Origin of the sequence: Borreliella americana, from assembly GCF_021043605.1 — a bacterium.
Lineage (GTDB): Bacteria > Spirochaetota > Spirochaetia > Borreliales > Borreliaceae > Borreliella > Borreliella americana.
In genome coordinates this window covers 1-19324 of the sequence record NZ_JAJNFB010000005.1, presented here as the reverse complement: position 1 = coordinate 19324, position 19324 = coordinate 1, and the positions used below count along the sequence as shown (strand labels likewise).

Sequence of the window (19324 nt, the reverse complement as noted above, 5' to 3'; positions counted from 1 at the left end):
ACAAAATAAATTAAAGTATTAGGAGGCATACATATTTAAAATTAAAACAAAACAAATAATCATTTATTAAAACTTATTAAAAAAGATCAATAAAGAATGAGAGCAAAAAATATATAAATATATTAAAAAGGGAAAATCCTATGAAATATACAAAAATAGCCTTAATGCTAATAATTTTTTCTTTAATAGCCTGTATTAATAATGCCAAAAAAGAAAAAATGGTCTTTAGAGTATCAAACTTAACCGAGCCATCGTCACTTGATCCTCAACTCTCAACAGACCTTTACGGTAGCAATATTATTGCAAACCTATTCTTAGGCCTAGCGGTAAAAGATTCTCAAACTGGAAAATATAAACCGGGACTTGCAAAAAGTTGGGATATTTCTGAGGATGGAATTATTTATACATTTAACCTAAGAGAAGATATAGTTTGGAGCGATGGGGTTGCCATTACTGCTGAGGAAATAAAAAAATCATATCTAAGAATTTTAAATAAAAAAACAGCTGCAATGTATGCTAATTTAGTAAAATCTACAATAAAAAACGCACAAGAATATTTTGATGAGACAGTACCTGAATCTGAGCTTGGCATAAAAGCTATTGACAGCAAAACCCTAGAGATAACATTAACATCTCCAAAGCCTTATTTTCCTGATATGCTAACACACGCAGCATACATACCAATTCCAATGCATATTGTTGAAAAATATGGAGAAAATTGGACAAACCCTGAAAATATGGTTGTTAGCGGCGCATACAAGCTTAAGGAAAGATTAATTAACGATAAAATAGTAATAGAAAAAAATGAAAAATACTATAATGCAAAAAATGTAGAAATTGATGAAGTAATATTTTACCCAACAGAAGGTAACGTGGCTTACAATATGTACATAAACGGTGAAATTGATTTTCTACAAGGAGCAGAAAAGAATAATTTAGAAGAAATTAAAATAAGAGATGATTATTATTCTGGGTTAAAAAACGGAATGGCATACATAGCATTCAATACAAAAATAAAACCACTAGACAATTTAAAAGTTAGACAAGCCATCTCTCTTGCTATTGATAGAGAAACTTTAACTAAAGTAGTTTTAAAGGGAAGTTCAGAGCCAACAAGAAATCTAACTCCAAAATTTGATGATTATTCTTATGGAAAAAATTTAATACTATTTGATCCTGAGAATGCAAAAAAACTTTTAGCTGAAGCTGGATATCCGGATGGGAAAGGATTCCCCACATTAAAATATAAAATATCGGCGGGAAGACCAACAACAGCAGAATTTTTGCAAGAACAATTTAAAAAAATACTAAACATTAACTTAGAAATCGAGAATGAAGAATGGACAACATTCCTAGGAAGTAGAAGAACTGGAAATTACCAAATGTCAAACGTGGGATGGATAGGAGACTATTTTGATCCTTTAACATTCTTAGATAGCTTATTTACAACAGAAAATCATTTTTTTGGAGCATACAAATATTCAAACAAAGATTATGATGCTTTAATAAAAAAATCTAATTTTGAACTTGACCCAATAAAAAGACAAGACATTTTAAGACAAGCTGAAGAGATAATAGTAGAGAAAGACTTTCCTATGACACCTTTATATATACCCAAATCCCATTACCTTTTCAGAAATGATAAATGGACAGGGTGGGTGCCAAATATTGCAGAAATATATTTATATGAAGATATTAAAACTAAAAAATAATTAAATTAGGTAAAATAAGTAATTTTAAAATTAAGATTTAAAATTAATATCTACCGGAAGGGCAATTATGAAATTAAAGTTGAATTTTAAAGCAAACTTTAAAATGGAGGTATAAAAAATTATGAAATTACAAAAATCATTATTTTTAATAATATTTTTTCTAACTTTTCTTTGCTGTAATAATGAGAAAAAAAAAGAAGGAGTATCATTTAAAATAAGCTTGGGGGCAGAGCCAAGCAGTCTTGACCCTCAATTAGCAGACGATAATGTCGCATCAAAAATGATAAGTACAATGTTTAGAGGGCTTGTTACAGGAGATCCTAATACAGGAGGGAATAAACCGGGACTTGCAAAAGATTGGGATGTTTCTCCTGACGGAACAGTTTACACATTTAACCTAAAAGAAAAAATCAATTGGAGTGACGGAGTTGCAATTACTGCAGAAGGAATTAGAAAATCTTATCTTAGAATTTTAAATAAAGAAACTGGCTCAAAGTACGTTGAAATGGTTAAATCAGTAATTAAAAATGGTCAAAAATATTTTGATGGAGAAGTGCCTGACTCTGAACTTGGAATTAGGGCGATTAACGAAAAAACATTAGAAATAACACTAGAATCACCAAAACCTTATTTTATTGACATGTTAGTACACCAATCATTTATTCCTGTGCCGATTCATGTTACTGAAAAATATGGACAAAGCTGGACAAGCCCTGAGAACATGGTTACAAGCGGCCCTTTTAAATTAAAAGAAAGAATTCCTAACGAAAAATATGTCTTTGAAAAAAATAATAAATACTACAACTCAAATGAAGTAGAATTAGAAGAGATTACATTTTATACAACAAATGACGACTCAACAGCATATAAAATGTATGAAAATGAAGAACTAGATGCAATCTTTGAAGCCATACCACCAGATTTAATCAAAGATTTAAAATTAAGAAACGATTATTACTCATCAGCTGTTAATGCCATATACTTTTATGCATTCAATACAAAAATAAAACCACTAGACAATTTAAAAGTTAGACAAGCCATCTCTCTTGCTATTGATAGAGAAACTTTAACTAAAGTTCTTGACAACGGGACTACCCCCACAAGAAGAGCAACTCCCAACTTTAGTTCATATTCTTATGCAAAAAGTTTAGAATTATTTAATCCTGAAATTGCAAAAACCCTTCTAGCTGAAGCTGGATATCCGGATGGTGATGGATTTCCAATTTTAAAATTAAAATACAATACAAACGAAGCAAATAAAAAAATTAGTGAATTTATTCAAAACCAATGGAAAAAAAATTTAAATATTGATGTAGAACTTGAAAACGAAGAATGGACAACATACTTAAACACTAAGGCAAACGGAAATTATGAAATAGCAAGAGCAGGATGGATAGGCGATTATGCTGATCCTTTGACATTTTTAAAAATATTTACACAAGGATACACACAATTCTCATCTCACAATTACTCAAACCCAGAATACAACGAACTTATAAAGAAATCAGATCTTGAGCTTGATCCAATAAAAAGACAAGACATCTTAAGACAAGCAGAAGAGATAATTATTGAAAAAGATTTTCCAATAGCCCCAATATACATATATGGGAATAGTTATCTTTTCAGAAATGACAAATGGACAGGCTGGAACACCAATATTTTAGAAAGATTTGATTTATCTCAGCTAAAATTAAAAAATAAATAATATAATAAACTTTATAATATTAAATTTAATTAAATAAAAATCGTCTATAATTTGTTTCTTATGGACGGTTTTTATTGACTTTATTATAAAAAAAAGATAGTTTAAAACTTATAAATAATTTTAATTTGGGGAAAAGGTTAATATGAGCTTTAATGAAATTAAAAAAATCGGTAAAAAAATTAAAATAGTAACACTACTTATGCTTGCTGTGTCTTTAATTGCATGCAATAATAATTCAGAAAAAGAAAAATTAGCATTTAAAGTATACATAGGGGGAGCACCTTCGTCACTTGACCCACATTTGGTAGATGAAACAATCGGCGCAAGAATTTTAGAACAAATATTCTCAGGGCTTTTGACATTAAATACAAAAACAGGAAAACTAAAGCCCGGACTTGCTAAAAATTGGGAAGCCTCAAAAGATAAAAAAACATACCAATTTTATCTAAGAGATAATCTTGTTTGGAGCGATGGCGTTGAAATTACTGCTGAAGGAATAAGAAAATCTTTTTTAAGAATTTTAAATAAAGCAACAGGATCTACACATGTTGACATTCTTAAATCAATAATAAACAATGGACAAGAGTACTTTGATGGCAAAGTATCTGATTCTGAACTTGGAATCAAGGCAATTAATAGCAAAACGCTAGAAATAACACTTACATCTCCAAAGCCCTATTTTCTTGAATTACTTTTACATCACGCATTCATGCCAGTACCTATTCATGCTATTGAAAAATATAAGAGAAATTGGACAAACCCTGAAAACCTGGTTACTAGTGGACCTTTTAAATTAAAAAAAAGATTGCTTAATGAAAAAATTATCTTTGAAAAAAACGAACGTTATTATAATGCGAAAGAAGTAGAACTTGATGAGCTTATCTACATTACGTCTGACAATGATCTGACTGTGTACAATATGTACAAAAACAACGAAATTGATGCTATTTTTAACAGCATCCCACCGGACATTATAAATGAAATAAAACTACAAAATGACTATTATCAACACAAAAGTAATGCAATTTATTTATATTCATTTAATACAAAAATAAAACCTCTTAATGATGTTAGAGTTAGAGAAGCTTTAACCTTGGCTATTGACAGAGAAACTTTAACTTACAAAGTATTAAATGATGGTACAGTTCCTACAAGAGAAATAACCCCTGATCTTGAAAATTACAATTATGGTAAAAAATTAGCTTTATTTGATCCTGAAAAATCCAAAAGGCTTTTAGCAATAGCTGGATATCCTAATGGAAAAGGATTTCCAATGCTAACGCTAAAATATAATACAAACGAAACTCATAAAAAAATTGCTGCATTTATTCAAAACCAATGGAAAAAAATTCTAAATATAAACCTTATGCTTACTAACGAAAATTGGCCTGTTCTTACCAATAGCAGAAATACGGGCAATTTTGAAATAATAAGAATTGGGCGCATTGGGGAATATTTAGATCCACACACATACTTCACTATATTCACAAGTGAAAATTCACAACTTGCATCATACGGATATTCAAACCCAGAATTTGATAAACTCGTCAGAGAATCAGATTTTGAAAAAGATCCTATAAAAAGAAAACAACTGCTAAGAAAAGCAGAATCAATAATAATTGAAAAAGATTTTCCCGCTGCTCCAATATACATATATTCTGGACACTATCTTTTTAGAAACGATAAATGGACTGGATGGAATCCTAATGTATCAGAGGTTTATTATCTTTCTGAATTAAAACCAATTAAAAATGCAAAACAATAATTAATTTTAAAAAGGGTTTAATATAAATTAAAAACAATATTTAAGTCTAAAGTAAAGTTGACTAAATGTAGCTTAAGGCAAAATGACTTTGTTTAAAGCAAAAATACATAAATAATGTGTAAGATTCTATAATAATTTTACTTAGAATCTTACACAAAAAAATCTTCTCAAATCAAAATAACAAAATTTTAAATAAAAAATTAAAACCAAAAAACACACTTTATTTAAAATTAAATTATTCGTTATAATACAAGCAACTTACTATTGTATCAAAAATTATCAACTATAGCTTGAAAAACAATAAAGACTATATGATATAATTGACTAATACATAAGTTATCAATATCTATTTACAAAGGAACAAAAATGTTAAAGTTTGCTTTAAGGAAAATAATAGGAATAATACCAACTTTACTGGTAATAATTTTTTTATGCTTTTTTGTAATGAGAATGGCTCCTGGAAGTCCATTTGATTCTGAAAAACCTATTGATCCTCAAGTAAAAGCTAGATTGATGGAAAAATATCACCTTGACAAACCTTTTTATATTCAAGCTTTTTATTACATTGCAAACGCTCTCAAAGGAGATCTAGGACCTTCTTTAAAAAAGAAAGACCTTACAGTTAATCAATACATAAAATTAGGATTTCCAAAATCACTTACACTGGGAGTAATATCCCTTATTATATCACTATCAATAGGAATACTAATAGGCATATTAGCTGCTATTTATAAAAATACTTATGTGGATTATATAATAACATCAATAGCAATATTGGGAATTTCCATACCATTATTCGTAATAGGGCCAATTTTACAATACTTTTTTGCAATTAAATGGGGTTTGCTTTATACCTCCGGATGGATTACGGAAAGAGGAGGATTTTCAAATTTAATTCTACCCATAATAACTCTTAGCATGCCCAACATAGCTATTTTCGCAAGAATAATCAGAGGATCAATGCTAGAAATAATACAAAGCGACTTTATAAGAACTGCGCGCGCAAAAGGGCTAAGCTTCAAAAAGATAGTTATAAAGCATATGTTAAGAGGAGCAATGTTACCTGTAGTAAGCTATATAGGCCCAGCATTTGCTGCTATAATATCTGGAAGCGTGGTTATTGAAAAAATATTTAGAATTGCTGGAATGGGAATGTTTATAACAGAATCCGCACTAAACAGAGACTACCCAGTATTAATGGGAGGATTGTTAGTATATTCAATAATACTGCTTATTTCTATATTAATATCAGATATTATATATAAAATATTAGATCCAAGAGTATAAGGGGAAATCAAAATGAATAGCCTTGAAAAACAAAATGAAGAAAACAATTCTAAACTAGAAAGAAGAGCTTGGTCAAGATTTAAAGAAAATAAACTCGCATTTGGCAGTCTTTTTGTAATTGGATTTTATATCTTAATTGCCATTTTGCAACCAATATTGCCAATATATAAATACCATACTCAAATAGTAGCGCATTCTGATTTGCCACCATCTTTCCAGGCTGCTGGAGAACTCTGGTATAATAAAGAAAAAAAATTTATTGAAAAATTAGCAAAAAAAGAAAAAAGAGAAATAAATGAAGAAGAACTAAAAAAACTCGAAGACATAAAAAGAAAAATAGAAAATGAAGTTCAAATAATAGATAAAAAGGAAGTAAAAATACATAAAAGAGTATATTTGCTTGGCACAGACAATCTTGGAAGAGATCTGCTTGCAAGATTAATACAAGGAAGTCAAATTTCTCTTTCTGTAGGATTTATTGGAGCTTTTTTGTCTATGATAATAGGAACTATCCTGGGCTCCATAGCAGGATTTTTTGGGGGATTGCCCGACAAAATAATAACTAAAACAATAGAAATTCTTTATGTATTGCCCTATTTACTTATTGTAATAATATTAATGGCAATAATGGAAAGAAGTATAATCGGCTTATTCATAGCACTTGCATTTGTATCATGGTTAACAGTAGCTCGAGTTGTACGAGGCCAAGTACAATCACTATCAAGTTCGGAATTTATACAAGCAGCCAAAACCCTTGGTGCAACAAATCAAAGAATAATCTTAAAACACTTGATACCTAATAGCATTGGAATGATAGTTATATTCACAACAATAAGGGTTCCAAGCTTTATTATGGCTGAAGCATTTTTATCCTTTTTGGGACTTGGAATTTCAGCTCCAATGACAAGCTGGGGAGAATTAGTGCAAAATGGAATTGCTACATTTGTTGAATATCCATGGAAAGTTTTTATTCCAGCTATAGTTATGACAATATTTCTATTATTTATGAACTTTTTGGGGGATGGGTTAAGAGATGCTTTTGATCCAAAAGATAGTATCTAAGGAGAAATTGAATGGAAAAAGAAAATATATTGGAAATAAAAAATTTAACAGTTGAATTTAGATTAAAACATACAACAATTCATCCTGTAAGCAATGTTAACCTATCTGTAAAAAGAGGAGAAATTAGAGCTATTGTTGGAGAATCTGGAAGTGGAAAATCCGTAACAAGTATGGCTATTTTAAAATTATTACCAGAACTTACAACAATATATAAAAGTGGAGAAATACTATTTGAAAATCAAGATCTGCTAAAACTTAGCGAAAAAGAACTTTTAAAAATCAGAGGAAATAAAATATCAATGATATTTCAAGATCCAATGACTTCATTAAACCCATTTTTAAGAATATCAACTCAACTTGAAGAAACAATAATCTTACACCAAGGATTAGGGAAAAAAGAAGCCAAAAAAAAAGCAATAGAAATGCTAAAAACTGTTGGTGTTGTAAACGCAGAAGAAAGAATCAAACATTTTCCACATCAATTTTCAGGAGGAATGCGACAAAGAGTTATGATTGCCATGGCTCTTAGCTGTCATCCATCCTTACTAATAGCAGATGAACCGACAACAGCCCTTGATGTTACAATCCAAGAACAAATATTATTATTAATCAAAAACCTATCTAAAAAATTCAATACTTCTACCATATTTATAACTCATGATCTTGCGGTTGTTGCTGAAATTTGTGATACAGTATCTGTAATGTATCAAGGAAAAATTGTAGAAGAAGGAACAGTAGAGGAAATATTTAACAATCCTAAACATCCTTACACCATTGGCCTTTTAAAATCAATTCTTACACTAGAACATGATCCAAATAAAAAGCTTTATTCAATAAAAGAAAACCCTATAAAGATCGCAAAAAACAGTGTTGAGGAGTTTTAAATGAACAATCAAAAAGAAATAATTCTTAAAGTAGAAAACTTAACGCAAACATTCACAATAGGAGAAGATTTTTTGTTTTGGAAAAACAAACAAAAAGTAAATGCGGTAAACAATGTTAGCTTTGAGGTTGAAAAAAATAAAACTTTAGGACTCGTAGGAGAATCTGGTTGCGGCAAATCCACTACCCTTCGCTCAATAATGCAGCTTTACACGCCAACTTCTGGAAATATTTACTTTAACGAAAAAAACATAACTAAACTCTCAAAAAAAGAACTCTTAAAAACAAAAAAAGATATGCAAATGGTATTCCAAGATCCTCATACTTCACTTGATCCAAGAATGACAATAAAGGAAATAATAGCAGAACCACTAGAAATATACAATGAAAACAAAATTCTTCCAAAAACAAAACAAGAAATAGAACAAAGGGTAAACGAACTAACAGATATTGTCGGATTACATAAAAGTATGTTAACCAGATATCCTCATGAATTTTCAGGAGGACAAAGACAAAGAATAGGAATTGCTAGAGCCCTAGCTTTAAATCCCAAGCTTCTGCTTTTAGACGAAGCCGTTTCTGCGCTTGATGTTTCAATCAGAGCTCAAATTTTAAATCTCCTAAAAACTCTACAAAAAGAATTTAATTTGTCTTATTTATTTATTTCTCACGACCTTGCTGTAGTAAAATATATGAGTGATAAAATTGCTGTAATGTACCTTGGAGTTATCCTAGAACTTGCGCCTAGAGAAACGTTATTTTCAAACCCAATTCATCCGTATACCAAAATACTAATAGCATCAATTCCTGAAATCAACCCCGAAAAAAGAAAAAATAAAAATATAAAACTGGACGAACAAACTCTAGCAAACATTAGGAAAATTCATTTATCAACCCAAGTACATCCAAAACTAGAAGAAGTAGAAAAAGATCACTTTGTATCTAAATACCTTTTTGATGAGATGAATAAATAAATAATTTAAAACTTATTTGTGGTCAAAATAAGAGACTTCAAAATCTATTTTATTATCAATCCCTTCAACAAAGTATAAATTAATTCTATTAACATTATTTTTATCTATTACTTTGTTACCAGAATCGATAAAATAATAATAAATTCTATCCTTGGGTAAATTTTTAAGCTTAATAGTATAAATTCCCTTATTGTCTTCTTTTTCAACAAGCCTATTTAAAAAAGGATTAAAATTATTAAAACTACCAGCTATTGTAACTATTTGTCCAGGACGACCTATATAAAAAATTTCAATTTCATTGTTATTATATGATTGTATTGGATTTCTCAAAGAAATATAGCTGGACTTCTCTTTAGCAACCTCAATTTTAGAAAATGGGATTAAATCCTCATTATAAACTACATTTTTATTATACTCATCATTAGTCCAAACACCATCTACAATAAGCCTATATTTTATATTGCTTGTACCATGAGGAATATTAACTTTAACAAAAAAAACTCCATGCTCATTTTTTTTGAATAAATATTTCTTAGAATATTGATCAAAGTCAAAGGCAGCAAAAATTTTTCTAATTTCTTTATTGGGAGGATAAAACAACAATATACGATTGGAATCAACCATGGGTTTAAGATTGTCTTTTCTTGTTGAAACTTCTAGAAATTCGTTTAAACTTAAATCGAAATCATAAATTAAATATTCATCTGAAAAAAGATTGTTAACACATAAAGCTGCAAAAACCAATAAATACAAACACCTTTCTTTCATAGATTATACATAAAGCTCACAATAATAATTCTTTTGGCAAAATACTACACATTTAAACTCTTTAACATTATACTAAAAACATACATTAAAGTAAATAATACAAGGAGTACAAAAAATGGGTTTTCATATTTATGAAATCAAAGCCAGACAAATTATTGATTCCAGAGGGAATCCAACAGTTGAAGCTGATGTCATTTTAGAAGATGGAACTTGCGGAAGAGCTGCCGTACCATCAGGTGCATCAACAGGAATTAACGAGGCTGTTGAGCTTAGAGATGGTGATAAGTCTGTGTATATGGGAAAAGGGGTTTTAAAGGCAATTGAAAATATAAAAAACATAATTGCCCCAGAACTTGAAGGTATGAGTGCCTTAAATCAAGTTGCAATCGACAGAAAAATGCTTGAACTTGATGGCACCCCTACAAAAGAAAAGCTTGGTGCTAATGCAATCCTAGCAGTTTCAATGGCTACAGCTAAAGCTGCTGCAAAGTACCTTGGACTTAAGCCTTATCAATATCTTGGAACGTACAAGGCCAACATTTTGCCTACACCTATGTGTAATATTATTAATGGTGGTGCACACTCTGACAACTCTGTTGACTTTCAGGAGTTCATGATAATGCCAGTAGGAGCAAAAACATTCAGCGAAGCAATAAGAATGGCAGCAGAGGTTTTTCATACGCTAAAGGGCATTCTAAATGGCAAAGGATATGCAACTTCTGTTGGAGATGAAGGAGGATTTGCTCCAAATTTAAAATCAAATGAAGAAGCTTGTGAAGTGATTATAGAGGCAATAAAGAAGGCAGGATATGAACCTGGAAAAGACATTGCAATAGCTCTTGATCCAGCAACATCTGAGCTTTATGATTCAAAAACAAAAAAATATGTACTTAAATGGTCAACAAAAGAAGAACTTACTTCAGAACAAATGGTTGAATATTGGGCAAAGTGGGTAGAAAAATATCCAATTATTTCAATTGAAGATGGAATGGCTGAAGAAGATTGGGATGGATGGAAAAAACTTACAGACAAAATTGGAAACAAAATACAGCTTGTTGGAGATGATCTGTTTGTAACAAATACTTCGTTTCTTAAAAAAGGAATCGAAATGGGAGTTGCTAATTCAATCCTTATTAAGGTCAATCAAATTGGAACACTAACAGAAACATTTGAAGCTGTGGAAATGGCCAAAAAAGCAGGCTACACAGCAATAGTCTCCCACAGATCAGGAGAAACAGAAGATACGACAATAGCGGATCTTGTAGTAGCTCTTGGAACAGGACAAATCAAAACTGGTTCACTATCAAGAACAGATAGAATAGCAAAATACAATCAACTCATAAGAATAGAAGAAGAATTGGAAACAACTGCTGAATACCACGGTAAAAGCGTCTTTTATTCTATTAAACAAAATTAAAAAAGATCCCTGTAAAAGGGATTTTTTTTAATTAAATAAAAATGTAAAATGTATAAAAAAATAAAATTATCTTTTGGAAAATTGAAAACTTTTTCGTGCTTTTTTCCGCCCAAATTTTTTACGTTCAACCTTCCTTGAATCTCTTGTTAAAAACCCATTAGATCTCAAAATCATCTTATTAGATTCATCAAGATCAAAAAGAGCTCTTGAAATGCCATGCCTTATTGCCCCCGATTGACCTGAAATACCTCCCCCATAAACATTAATATAAAGATCATATTTTCCAAGTGTATTTGTCAAAATCAAAGGCGATAACGCCATTGTCCTTAAATTTTCAAGTTGGATGTAAGAGTCAAAATCTCTATTATTTACTTTAATATTGCCACTACCTTCTCTAATGTAAACTCTAGCAACAGAAGATTTTCTCCTACCAGTTCCCATTGATAAATTAACATTGCTAAAATTTGATTTTTTCATTTTACCTCTCTAAGTTAGCTTACAGCTTTATAGGATTTTGAGCTTTAAGAGTATGCTCTGAACCAGGAAAGACTTTTAAATTTCTAAAAAGATCACGCCCCAAAGGACCTTTTGGCAACATACCCTTAATAGCAATCTCAAGAGGTGCACAAGGCTTTCTCTCTGACAATGTTCTAAAAGTGTCAGAATAAAGACCTCCCGGATATCTTGAATGCCTATAATAAAGTTTTTGTTGATATTTCTTCCCAGTCAGCTTAACTTTAGAAGCATTAATAATAACAACATTGTCGCCCAAATCTTGATGGGGAGTATAATAAGCTTTATGTTTGCCTCTTAAAATTTTAACAACATCCACAGCAACTTTACCTAAAATTTTATCTGCTGCATCAATTAAATACCATTTTTTCTCAACAGTCTTTGGCTTGATCCAAATCGTAACATTATTGGTTATTTTATTCATAATAGCGCATTACCCTTACTATAATTTTATGCATAAATCTTATTAATTGTATTATTTGTAAGAATCACTGTCAAGGCCATCAATAAACTTGCTTTTAAGAGAAAAACAAATTTTTTTGAAATTATCCAAATCTCCTTTAGAAAACTTCAAAGGAATAATAGATGGAATACTAAAATTTGGACTAATTAAATACCCAAATTTGAGAAATTCATTAAAAATTTCAGAATGATAACAAGCATCATAAAGAGGAAACATATACCTATCAGTTACTTTAAACAAAGATGTAGCAAAAGAATTAAAATCAATATTGATATTTTTATTATAAAATAAAAGTCTACTTAATGTATGTCTAGCTAAAGATAAAGTTACAGCATCAAAATTATCTCTAAATTCTATTTTTCTAGAAAGGTTGTCCATAACAACAATGCTAACAGACATAAAATCTGGCAGAGGAATATTAAAAATCATAGGATATTTAATATTACTAAATCCTACTCTAAACTCATATATTCCTTCTTCTTTTTCCCAGGGCATAAAAAATTTATTTTTACCAGTTAAAGATAATAAAAATTTTTTTGCATCATTTTCTAGCCTAAAAATATAAACAGACCCAGCCTCTTTAAAAAAAGTAAATACCAAATTAATAAACTGATTTTTAAAAACAGAAGGATAAGGAGATATCAAACCCCTTAATACAGTTTGTTTAAAAAGGCGATTTAAACCTTGAACCCTATACCCTAAAAAATTTTTTCCACCATTTAAATATAAATCTAAATATCTCTTGCCATGAATATCGTAAAGATAAAAAAATCTTGCCCTTTTAATCACTGGCAAATTATCTATTAAGGGTAAATCATACATTTGATAAACTTTCTAAAAGAATTTCATTTGCAAGTATAGGATTAATCTTTCCTGAAGATTTTTTCATTATTTGCCCCATCATAAATTTAATAGCATGATCTTTACCCTTTTTGTAAAGTTCAATTGATTTAGAATTTTCATCTAAAACTTCAAGCACAATCTGTTTAATAACAAACTTATCACTTACTTGCTCTAATTGATTTTCACTTATAACAACAGAAGCAGAAACTCCTCTGGTAATCATCTCTGAAAATACTCTTTTTGCTATTTTGCCGCTTATTTTGCCAGCAACAATAAATTCAACAAGCTCTGTAATATATCTTGGAGACAAATTAAATTCAAGAACACTAATTCCTTTATCATTAAGAACACTTAAAACTTCAGACAATATCCAATTGGCTACTTTTTTGGGATCACTTGCATTAATAACAGCCTCTTCAAAATATCTAAGCAGATGCTTATCTGCTGTTAAAGTAATAACATCAAAATCACTTAGCCCATATTGGCCTTTAAGCCTAACTCTTGCATCAAATGGAAGTTCAATTAACTTTAAATTTTTAATATTATTAATATAAGAGTCGTCAATCTCTATTAAAGGTAGATCGGGTTCTTGAAAATAGCGATAATCAGATACTGTCTCTTTATTTCTTTGAATAACTGTTACTCCATTCTTATCATCAAATCCTCTAGTATGCTTACCACAACTATCAAGGGTTTTTTTAAATTGTACCCACTCTTGCTGTTGCCTTAATTCTTCATATTCAATGGCGGATTTAATAGATTTAAAAGAATTTAAATTCTTTATTTCAGCTATGGGAGTTTTATACTCAATAACACTCTCTTTAACAATTAGATTAACATTTACATCACATCTAAAAGAACCATTCTCCATATTACATTCGGACAAATCAAGATACCTGAAAATTTCTCTTAAAGAGCTTAAAAAAGCAATAGCCTCGTCCCCACTGCTAATATCTGGAGCAGAAACAATTTCAAGCAAGGGAGCCCCCGAACGATTAAAATCAACATAACTTTGATTTTCACTATCCAGCAAATGTAGACTCTTGCCAGAATCTTCTTCCATATGAATTCTAATAATATTAATCTTTTTGGGACCAGAAAGGGTTTCAATTAATAAACTTCCCCCCTCACAAATTGGCTTATCATTTTGCGAGATCTGATACCCTTTTGGCAAATCTGGATAATAATAATGCTTTCTGTCAAATTTAACAACATTTCTAATCTTTGAATTTGTGGCATGCCCCGCTAAAATTGCACTATTAATAAGCTCTACATTCACACTTGGCAATGAGCCAGGAAGGCCAAGGCAAATTGGACAAACACGTGAGTTGGGAACTCCTCCAAACTCATTTTTACATCCACAAAAAGCCTTTGTTTTTAAACCCAACTGAACATGAATTTCTAATCCAATAACTAATTTATATTCCATTCAATCCTAATTCCCTAATCACATTTTTTGAAAAATTTAAAAGTTCAAAATCCTTCTTGCTGCGTCCAATAATTTGCATTCCAATTGATAATCCTTCCTCATCCTTAGAATACGGAAGCGAAATAGCAGGAGCTCCAATAAGATTTGCAATCACAGTACAAATATCGGAATAATACATTTTAACAGGATCATCAAAATCTAAACCAAGTCTAAAGGGCTTAACAAAGCTTGTTGGAGTAATAATAAAATCAAAGCTTTCAAAAAGGTTGCTAAATTTAGGAATAATTAAATTTTGAAGAATTTCACAAGCTTTTGCATAATATTTAGAATCATACCCTTCTGACAATAAATAATTTCCAAGAACAATACGCCTTTTAACTTCTTCTGACAAGAAATTGCTTCTATGTTTAAAATAAAAATCATTAAGACTCAAACTTTCTGTCATTCTCTTGCCGTAACAAAGTCCAGTATAACGAGCAAGATTGGAGGATGCTTCAACAGAAGAAATTGTATAATAAATTGATAAAATAAAATTAATCTCCTCTATTGAAACTTCTTTTATATTAACACCTTTTAACAAAAGATCTGATTTAAACTTGGCAAAGCTATTTGCAACATTTTTGTTCATTAGATCTTCGCCAAGTTCTTTAATTACAGCTAAATTTTTACCTTGCGGCGACTCAATTTTTAAAGGATAAAAATCATCAAAGATGTCTACACTAGTAGAATCCATTTCATCAAATCCACAAGTATGCTTTAAGATCAAAGCAATATCTTCAATAGAATGAGCAAAAAATCCTATTTGATCAAAAGACGAAGCATAAGATGCAAGCCCATAGCGAGAAAGACCTCCATAAGAAGGTTTAAATCCCAAAATTCCCGAAAAAGATGCAGGAAGCCTAACAGAACCTCCAGTATCACTACCAAGCGAAAAAGGTGCCTGGAAAGCTGCAACTACAGCCGCAGAGCCCCCAGAACTACCGCCTATAACATATTCTCTATTTAAAGGATTTAAAGTTGCACCGTAATAAGAAAATTCACAAGTAGAGCCCATTGCAAATTCATCCATATTGGTTCTACCAATTATAATTGCTCCTTTATCCTTAAGCCTTTTAATCACAGTCGCATCATAAGGAGAAATATAGCCTTTTAAAATCTCAGAAGCACAAGTTAAAGATTTATCTCGAATTGAAATATTATCTTTAACTGCAATAAGCATACCAATTAAAGGTAAATCTTCTGTTACACCGTTTTTTAAACAATCGTCATATCTTTTTGCAATCTCTAAAGAATCATCGAAAAATTCAATATATCCGTTGATATCTTTATTTAATTCATAATTATTTTTATACGCAAGCAAAATATCATAAATTTTACATTTTCTAGTTAAAACTAATTCTTGAATTTTGGTTAAAGTTAAATTACTTAAATCCAATACCTTATCCTTATTCCAATATTTTAGGAGATGAAAAATATCCATCTAAAACCGAATTACTAAGTTTTTTAATTGATTCAATAGAAAGAGAAAATTTTACTTCATCCTCGCGCAACGTAGAAATCTTTTTCTTATTAGCATTAAAATTAATTTGAACCTCAAAATTTGAAATTTCATTAACCAATTTAATAACTTTCTCAAATTTTGAAACAAATTTATCTTCACTCTCCCTACTAAGTGTCACTAAGCTTAATTTTAAGCTATTTTTTAAATGTATATCTTTCAAAATAAACCTCTAAACTTTGACAATTTTTTTAATATACTCAGGACTCAAAATAGCTTTCTTACCATTTCTCAAACTAATTTTAACAAACTGCAAGTTGCTTTGGTACCAGCTATCAACAACTATTCCCTTTTCTCCATTATAAATTATATAGTCTCCAATATTAAATTCAATATTCCTTTTGTCATTAATAAAAAAATTATCAAAATTCTCTTTTAAGTACTCAGGAATAAAAACAATGTCATAAAAGTTTTTGTCAATATCTTGGAAAAAAACGGAAGGCAAAGTGCCTTTATAAGAACCTCTAAAAGCTCGCCTTAAATTTAAGGTAACAATAAGCTCTGATTTAGCTCTTGTGATTGCAACATAAAAAAGCCTTCTCTCTTCTTCAAGTCTATCTTCTGTTAATTCTTCGATTTCAGCAGGTAAAAGACCTTTCTCAAGCCCAGAAATTACAACTCTATCAAATTCAAGCCCCTTAACACCGTGAATCGAAGACAAAAGTATATTGGACTTAAAATTTCCAGAAATCAAAGGAGAAAGTAAAGAATTTTCTAAAAATATAGCAAGACCTTCAAATGTGCCTGAATATTCAATTCCGCTATTAATAAGTTCATCAATATTTCTTAATTTTTCGTCCTTATCAAATTTTTTATAATAATCTAAAAGACCAAACCTAACTACAACATCATCAATAAAAGTAGATAAATTAATATAATTATCTTCAAAAAGTTTCTTACCCAGCTCATCATAAACGTTTAGAAATAATAAAAGGGACTCTTTGGCTCTATTTTTAAGTAAACCTAAAGTCTTTTTACTTGCACAAAACAAATTGAAATTAACATCTTCATCGTTTAAAGTACTAATTATTTTGTCTAGAGTGGTTTTTCCAATTCCTCTAGAGGGCTTATTTATCATTCTCAAAAAAGATATTTTATCTTTCTTATTTATAAAAAGCCTAAGCAAACAAATAATATCTTTTATTTCCTCTCTATCATAAAATTTAATTGATCCTAAAACCTTGTATGGAATATTCTTCTTTAAAAAAGATGTTTCAAAATGAAAAGATTGGGAATTAAATCTATAAAGTATTGCTGTCTGAATATCATTGGAAATAAGCAAATTAGAAAAATATTCAGCTTCATCTGTGGTGCTTTGAAAAACTAAAAATTTCATCCTTTTATCAGAACTATTTTGAGTTGTTATTTGCTTTTCGTACCTATTTTTATTTTTTGAAATCACCTCATTTGCAATGCCCACTATATTTGAATTTGAACGATAATTTTGCACTAAATAAAATTTAATAACATTGCTAAAAGTTTTTTCAAATTCAAGAATATTTTCAATTCTAGCTCCCCTAAAAGAATATATTGACTGATCTTCATCTCCCACAACCATAAAATACATACCATCCAAATAAAGTTCTTTTAAAAATAAAAATTGTGAATAATTTGTATCTTGATATTCATCTACAAAAATAACTTTAAATCTAGATTGAATAGACTCTTTTAAAGATTTGGATTGCCTCAGCATTAAAATGGGCTTGATAATAAGATCTGAGAAATCAAAAGCATTATTTTTGGCTTTCTCTTCCTCATAAATCTTAATATATTCATATTTCTTTTCTGTAAATTCAATAAATTTTTCTAAAAAAAAATTTTCTTTGTCTTTTAAAATTAAAGCTGCAATATGTTTTGCCATTTCAAGATTTGGAGCAAGATCAATTTGTTTAACAAATTTAACAACATCATTAGTGTCCCAAATTGTAAAATTTGAATCGTAATTTTTGTCAAAATCCTTATAGTAAACTCTCAAAAGCCACGACCCTAAAGAATGAAAAGTTTGAATATGAAGTTTTTTGTCAAATTTTAAAAGATCATTTATCCTATTATTCATTTCATTTGCAGCTTTATTGGTAAAAGTTAAAGCTAAAATTTCATTGGGATCTATATTCATATGTTTGATTAAATAAATAATTCTTGCAATTATAACTCTTGTTTTACCACTTCCAGGCCCTGCTAAAACAAGAATTGGATTTTTACTTTTACTAAAAACAATTTTCTCTTGGAAAGTATTTAAGCTAGAAAAAAAATTTTTTATTTTATCCATTACTAATAAACTTCAGAAACCTTAAGATCAAACCCTGAGGGGGTCTTTACCCAAAAGAATTGAACAGCAAAAATTTCTTTTCCCTGCTCTTTTAAAAAAGGAGTAATATCTCTGTCATTAAGAATAATATTAACATCAGAAAGTCTTGAAAAAAATAGTATTAAAGATTTTTCAAAAGCTAAATTAATAGGAATACCTTTGGATGCAAAAAGAGACTTACCATAAAGATTGTTTTCATCGGCATATCTAAAAAATGTATCATTTAGAAAATCGATTTTCAAATCAACATTTGAAAGTTTTTGAGAAGAATATAGAGTAAGATAATTACTACTTGGTAATTTTTCAGTTCCCTTAACATCAAACTGCCAATTTAAAATATTAAATCTATTGTCAATATTAGTTTCAAATACATATTTAACATTTAAAGCAAAAGACTCTAAACTTACATGCGCTATTTTCAACTTATCATAATAATAATTCTCATAAATAATTTTAACTCTAACATTATCATCAAGATTGATCTCTTTAAATTCTCCTAAATTTAAAATATTTTTACTTTTTTTAGACTCATCAACAATAACTAAATCATCGCCAATAAACGATGCTTTATATTTTGCAATTTCATCACTATATGTTAAAGACAAAAAATCTCCCTCTTTAAGAGAAACATTCCAAAA

At 29.6% G+C, this 19324-nt stretch carries 16 protein-coding genes and 1 pseudogene; 8 read left to right on the top strand and 9 right to left on the bottom strand.

Annotated elements, in window-relative coordinates:
• The first annotated feature begins 140 nt into the window (after positions 1 to 140).
• The 7 genes from LRB30_RS02205 to LRB30_RS02175 all read left to right on the top strand — a co-directional run bounded on the left by LRB30_RS02205 (position 141) and on the right by LRB30_RS02175 (position 9387).
• A complete protein-coding gene (locus LRB30_RS02205) occupies positions 141 to 1712 on the top strand; it encodes a peptide ABC transporter substrate-binding protein (RefSeq protein ID WP_231013736.1) in 1572 nt (523 codons plus the stop codon).
• Between the two features lie 121 nt (positions 1713 to 1833).
• On the top strand, positions 1834 to 3417 hold the full coding sequence (locus LRB30_RS02200; protein ID WP_231018797.1) for a peptide ABC transporter substrate-binding protein: 1584 nt from the start codon (positions 1834 to 1836) through the stop codon (positions 3415 to 3417).
• A 142-nt stretch (positions 3418 to 3559) separates the two neighbouring features.
• The gene (locus LRB30_RS02195) at positions 3560 to 5182 is read left to right on the top strand and encodes a peptide ABC transporter substrate-binding protein (RefSeq protein ID WP_231018796.1); all 1623 of its coding nucleotides are present in this window, start codon (positions 3560 to 3562) and stop codon (positions 5180 to 5182) included.
• A gap of 366 nt (positions 5183 to 5548) precedes the next feature.
• The gene (locus tag LRB30_RS02190) at positions 5549 to 6469 is read left to right on the top strand and encodes an ABC transporter permease (protein WP_231013739.1); all 921 of its coding nucleotides are present in this window, start codon (positions 5549 to 5551) and stop codon (positions 6467 to 6469) included.
• 12 nt (positions 6470 to 6481) lie between these two features.
• Positions 6482 to 7531 (top strand): ABC transporter permease, encoded by a 1050-nt coding sequence (locus tag LRB30_RS02185; RefSeq protein ID WP_231013740.1) that lies wholly within the window; start codon positions 6482 to 6484, stop codon positions 7529 to 7531.
• Positions 7532 to 7542: 11 nt separating this feature from the next.
• Positions 7543 to 8415 carry an ABC transporter ATP-binding protein gene (locus LRB30_RS02180; protein ID WP_231013741.1) on the top strand — a complete coding sequence of 291 codons (873 nt, stop codon included), beginning with the start codon at positions 7543 to 7545 and terminating at the stop codon, positions 8413 to 8415.
• Positions 8416 to 9387, top strand: coding sequence for an ATP-binding cassette domain-containing protein (locus LRB30_RS02175; RefSeq protein ID WP_231013742.1), 972 nt, complete (start codon positions 8416 to 8418; stop codon positions 9385 to 9387).
• A 12-nt stretch (positions 9388 to 9399) separates the two neighbouring features.
• On the opposite strand, the gene LRB30_RS02170 is transcribed toward LRB30_RS02175, so the two are convergent.
• A complete protein-coding gene (locus tag LRB30_RS02170; RefSeq protein ID WP_231013758.1) occupies positions 9400 to 10131 on the bottom strand; it encodes a hypothetical protein in 732 nt (243 codons plus the stop codon).
• A 139-nt stretch (positions 10132 to 10270) separates the two neighbouring features.
• Between LRB30_RS02170 and eno the strand changes: the two genes are divergently transcribed.
• Positions 10271 to 11572 carry a phosphopyruvate hydratase gene (gene eno / locus LRB30_RS02165; protein ID WP_231013743.1) on the top strand — a complete coding sequence of 434 codons (1302 nt, stop codon included), beginning with the start codon at positions 10271 to 10273 and terminating at the stop codon, positions 11570 to 11572.
• A 66-nt stretch (positions 11573 to 11638) separates the two neighbouring features.
• On the opposite strand, the gene rpsI is transcribed toward eno, so the two are convergent.
• The 8 genes and pseudogenes from rpsI to LRB30_RS02125 all read right to left on the bottom strand — a co-directional run.
• Positions 11639 to 12049 (bottom strand): 30S ribosomal protein S9, encoded by a 411-nt coding sequence (rpsI, locus tag LRB30_RS02160; protein WP_231013744.1) that lies wholly within the window; start codon positions 12047 to 12049, stop codon positions 11639 to 11641.
• A gap of 19 nt (positions 12050 to 12068) precedes the next feature.
• The gene (gene rplM / locus LRB30_RS02155) at positions 12069 to 12509 is read right to left on the bottom strand and encodes a 50S ribosomal protein L13 (RefSeq protein ID WP_231013745.1); all 441 of its coding nucleotides are present in this window, start codon (positions 12507 to 12509) and stop codon (positions 12069 to 12071) included.
• 51 nt (positions 12510 to 12560) lie between these two features.
• Complete coding sequence (locus LRB30_RS02150) at positions 12561 to 13370, bottom strand: hypothetical protein (protein WP_231013746.1); 810 nt, start codon at positions 13368 to 13370, stop codon at positions 12561 to 12563.
• Complete coding sequence (gene gatB / locus LRB30_RS02145) at positions 13363 to 14820, bottom strand: Asp-tRNA(Asn)/Glu-tRNA(Gln) amidotransferase subunit GatB (protein ID WP_231018793.1); 1458 nt, start codon at positions 14818 to 14820, stop codon at positions 13363 to 13365. The genes LRB30_RS02150 and gatB overlap by 8 nt, the downstream gene beginning before the upstream one ends.
• Complete coding sequence (gene gatA / locus LRB30_RS02140; protein WP_231013750.1) at positions 14810 to 16255, bottom strand: Asp-tRNA(Asn)/Glu-tRNA(Gln) amidotransferase subunit GatA; 1446 nt, start codon at positions 16253 to 16255, stop codon at positions 14810 to 14812. Before gatA ends, gatB begins: the two co-directional genes overlap by 11 nt.
• A gap of 10 nt (positions 16256 to 16265) precedes the next feature.
• On the bottom strand, positions 16266 to 16541 hold the full coding sequence (gatC, locus tag LRB30_RS02135; RefSeq protein WP_231013751.1) for an Asp-tRNA(Asn)/Glu-tRNA(Gln) amidotransferase subunit GatC: 276 nt from the start codon (positions 16539 to 16541) through the stop codon (positions 16266 to 16268).
• A 9-nt stretch (positions 16542 to 16550) separates the two neighbouring features.
• A complete protein-coding gene (locus tag LRB30_RS02130; RefSeq protein WP_231018792.1) occupies positions 16551 to 18647 on the bottom strand; it encodes an ATP-dependent helicase in 2097 nt (698 codons plus the stop codon).
• Between the two features lie 2 nt (positions 18648 to 18649).
• A pseudogene (locus tag LRB30_RS02125) lies at positions 18650 to 19324 on the bottom strand (BB_0345 family helix-turn-helix protein); the annotation flags it as partial.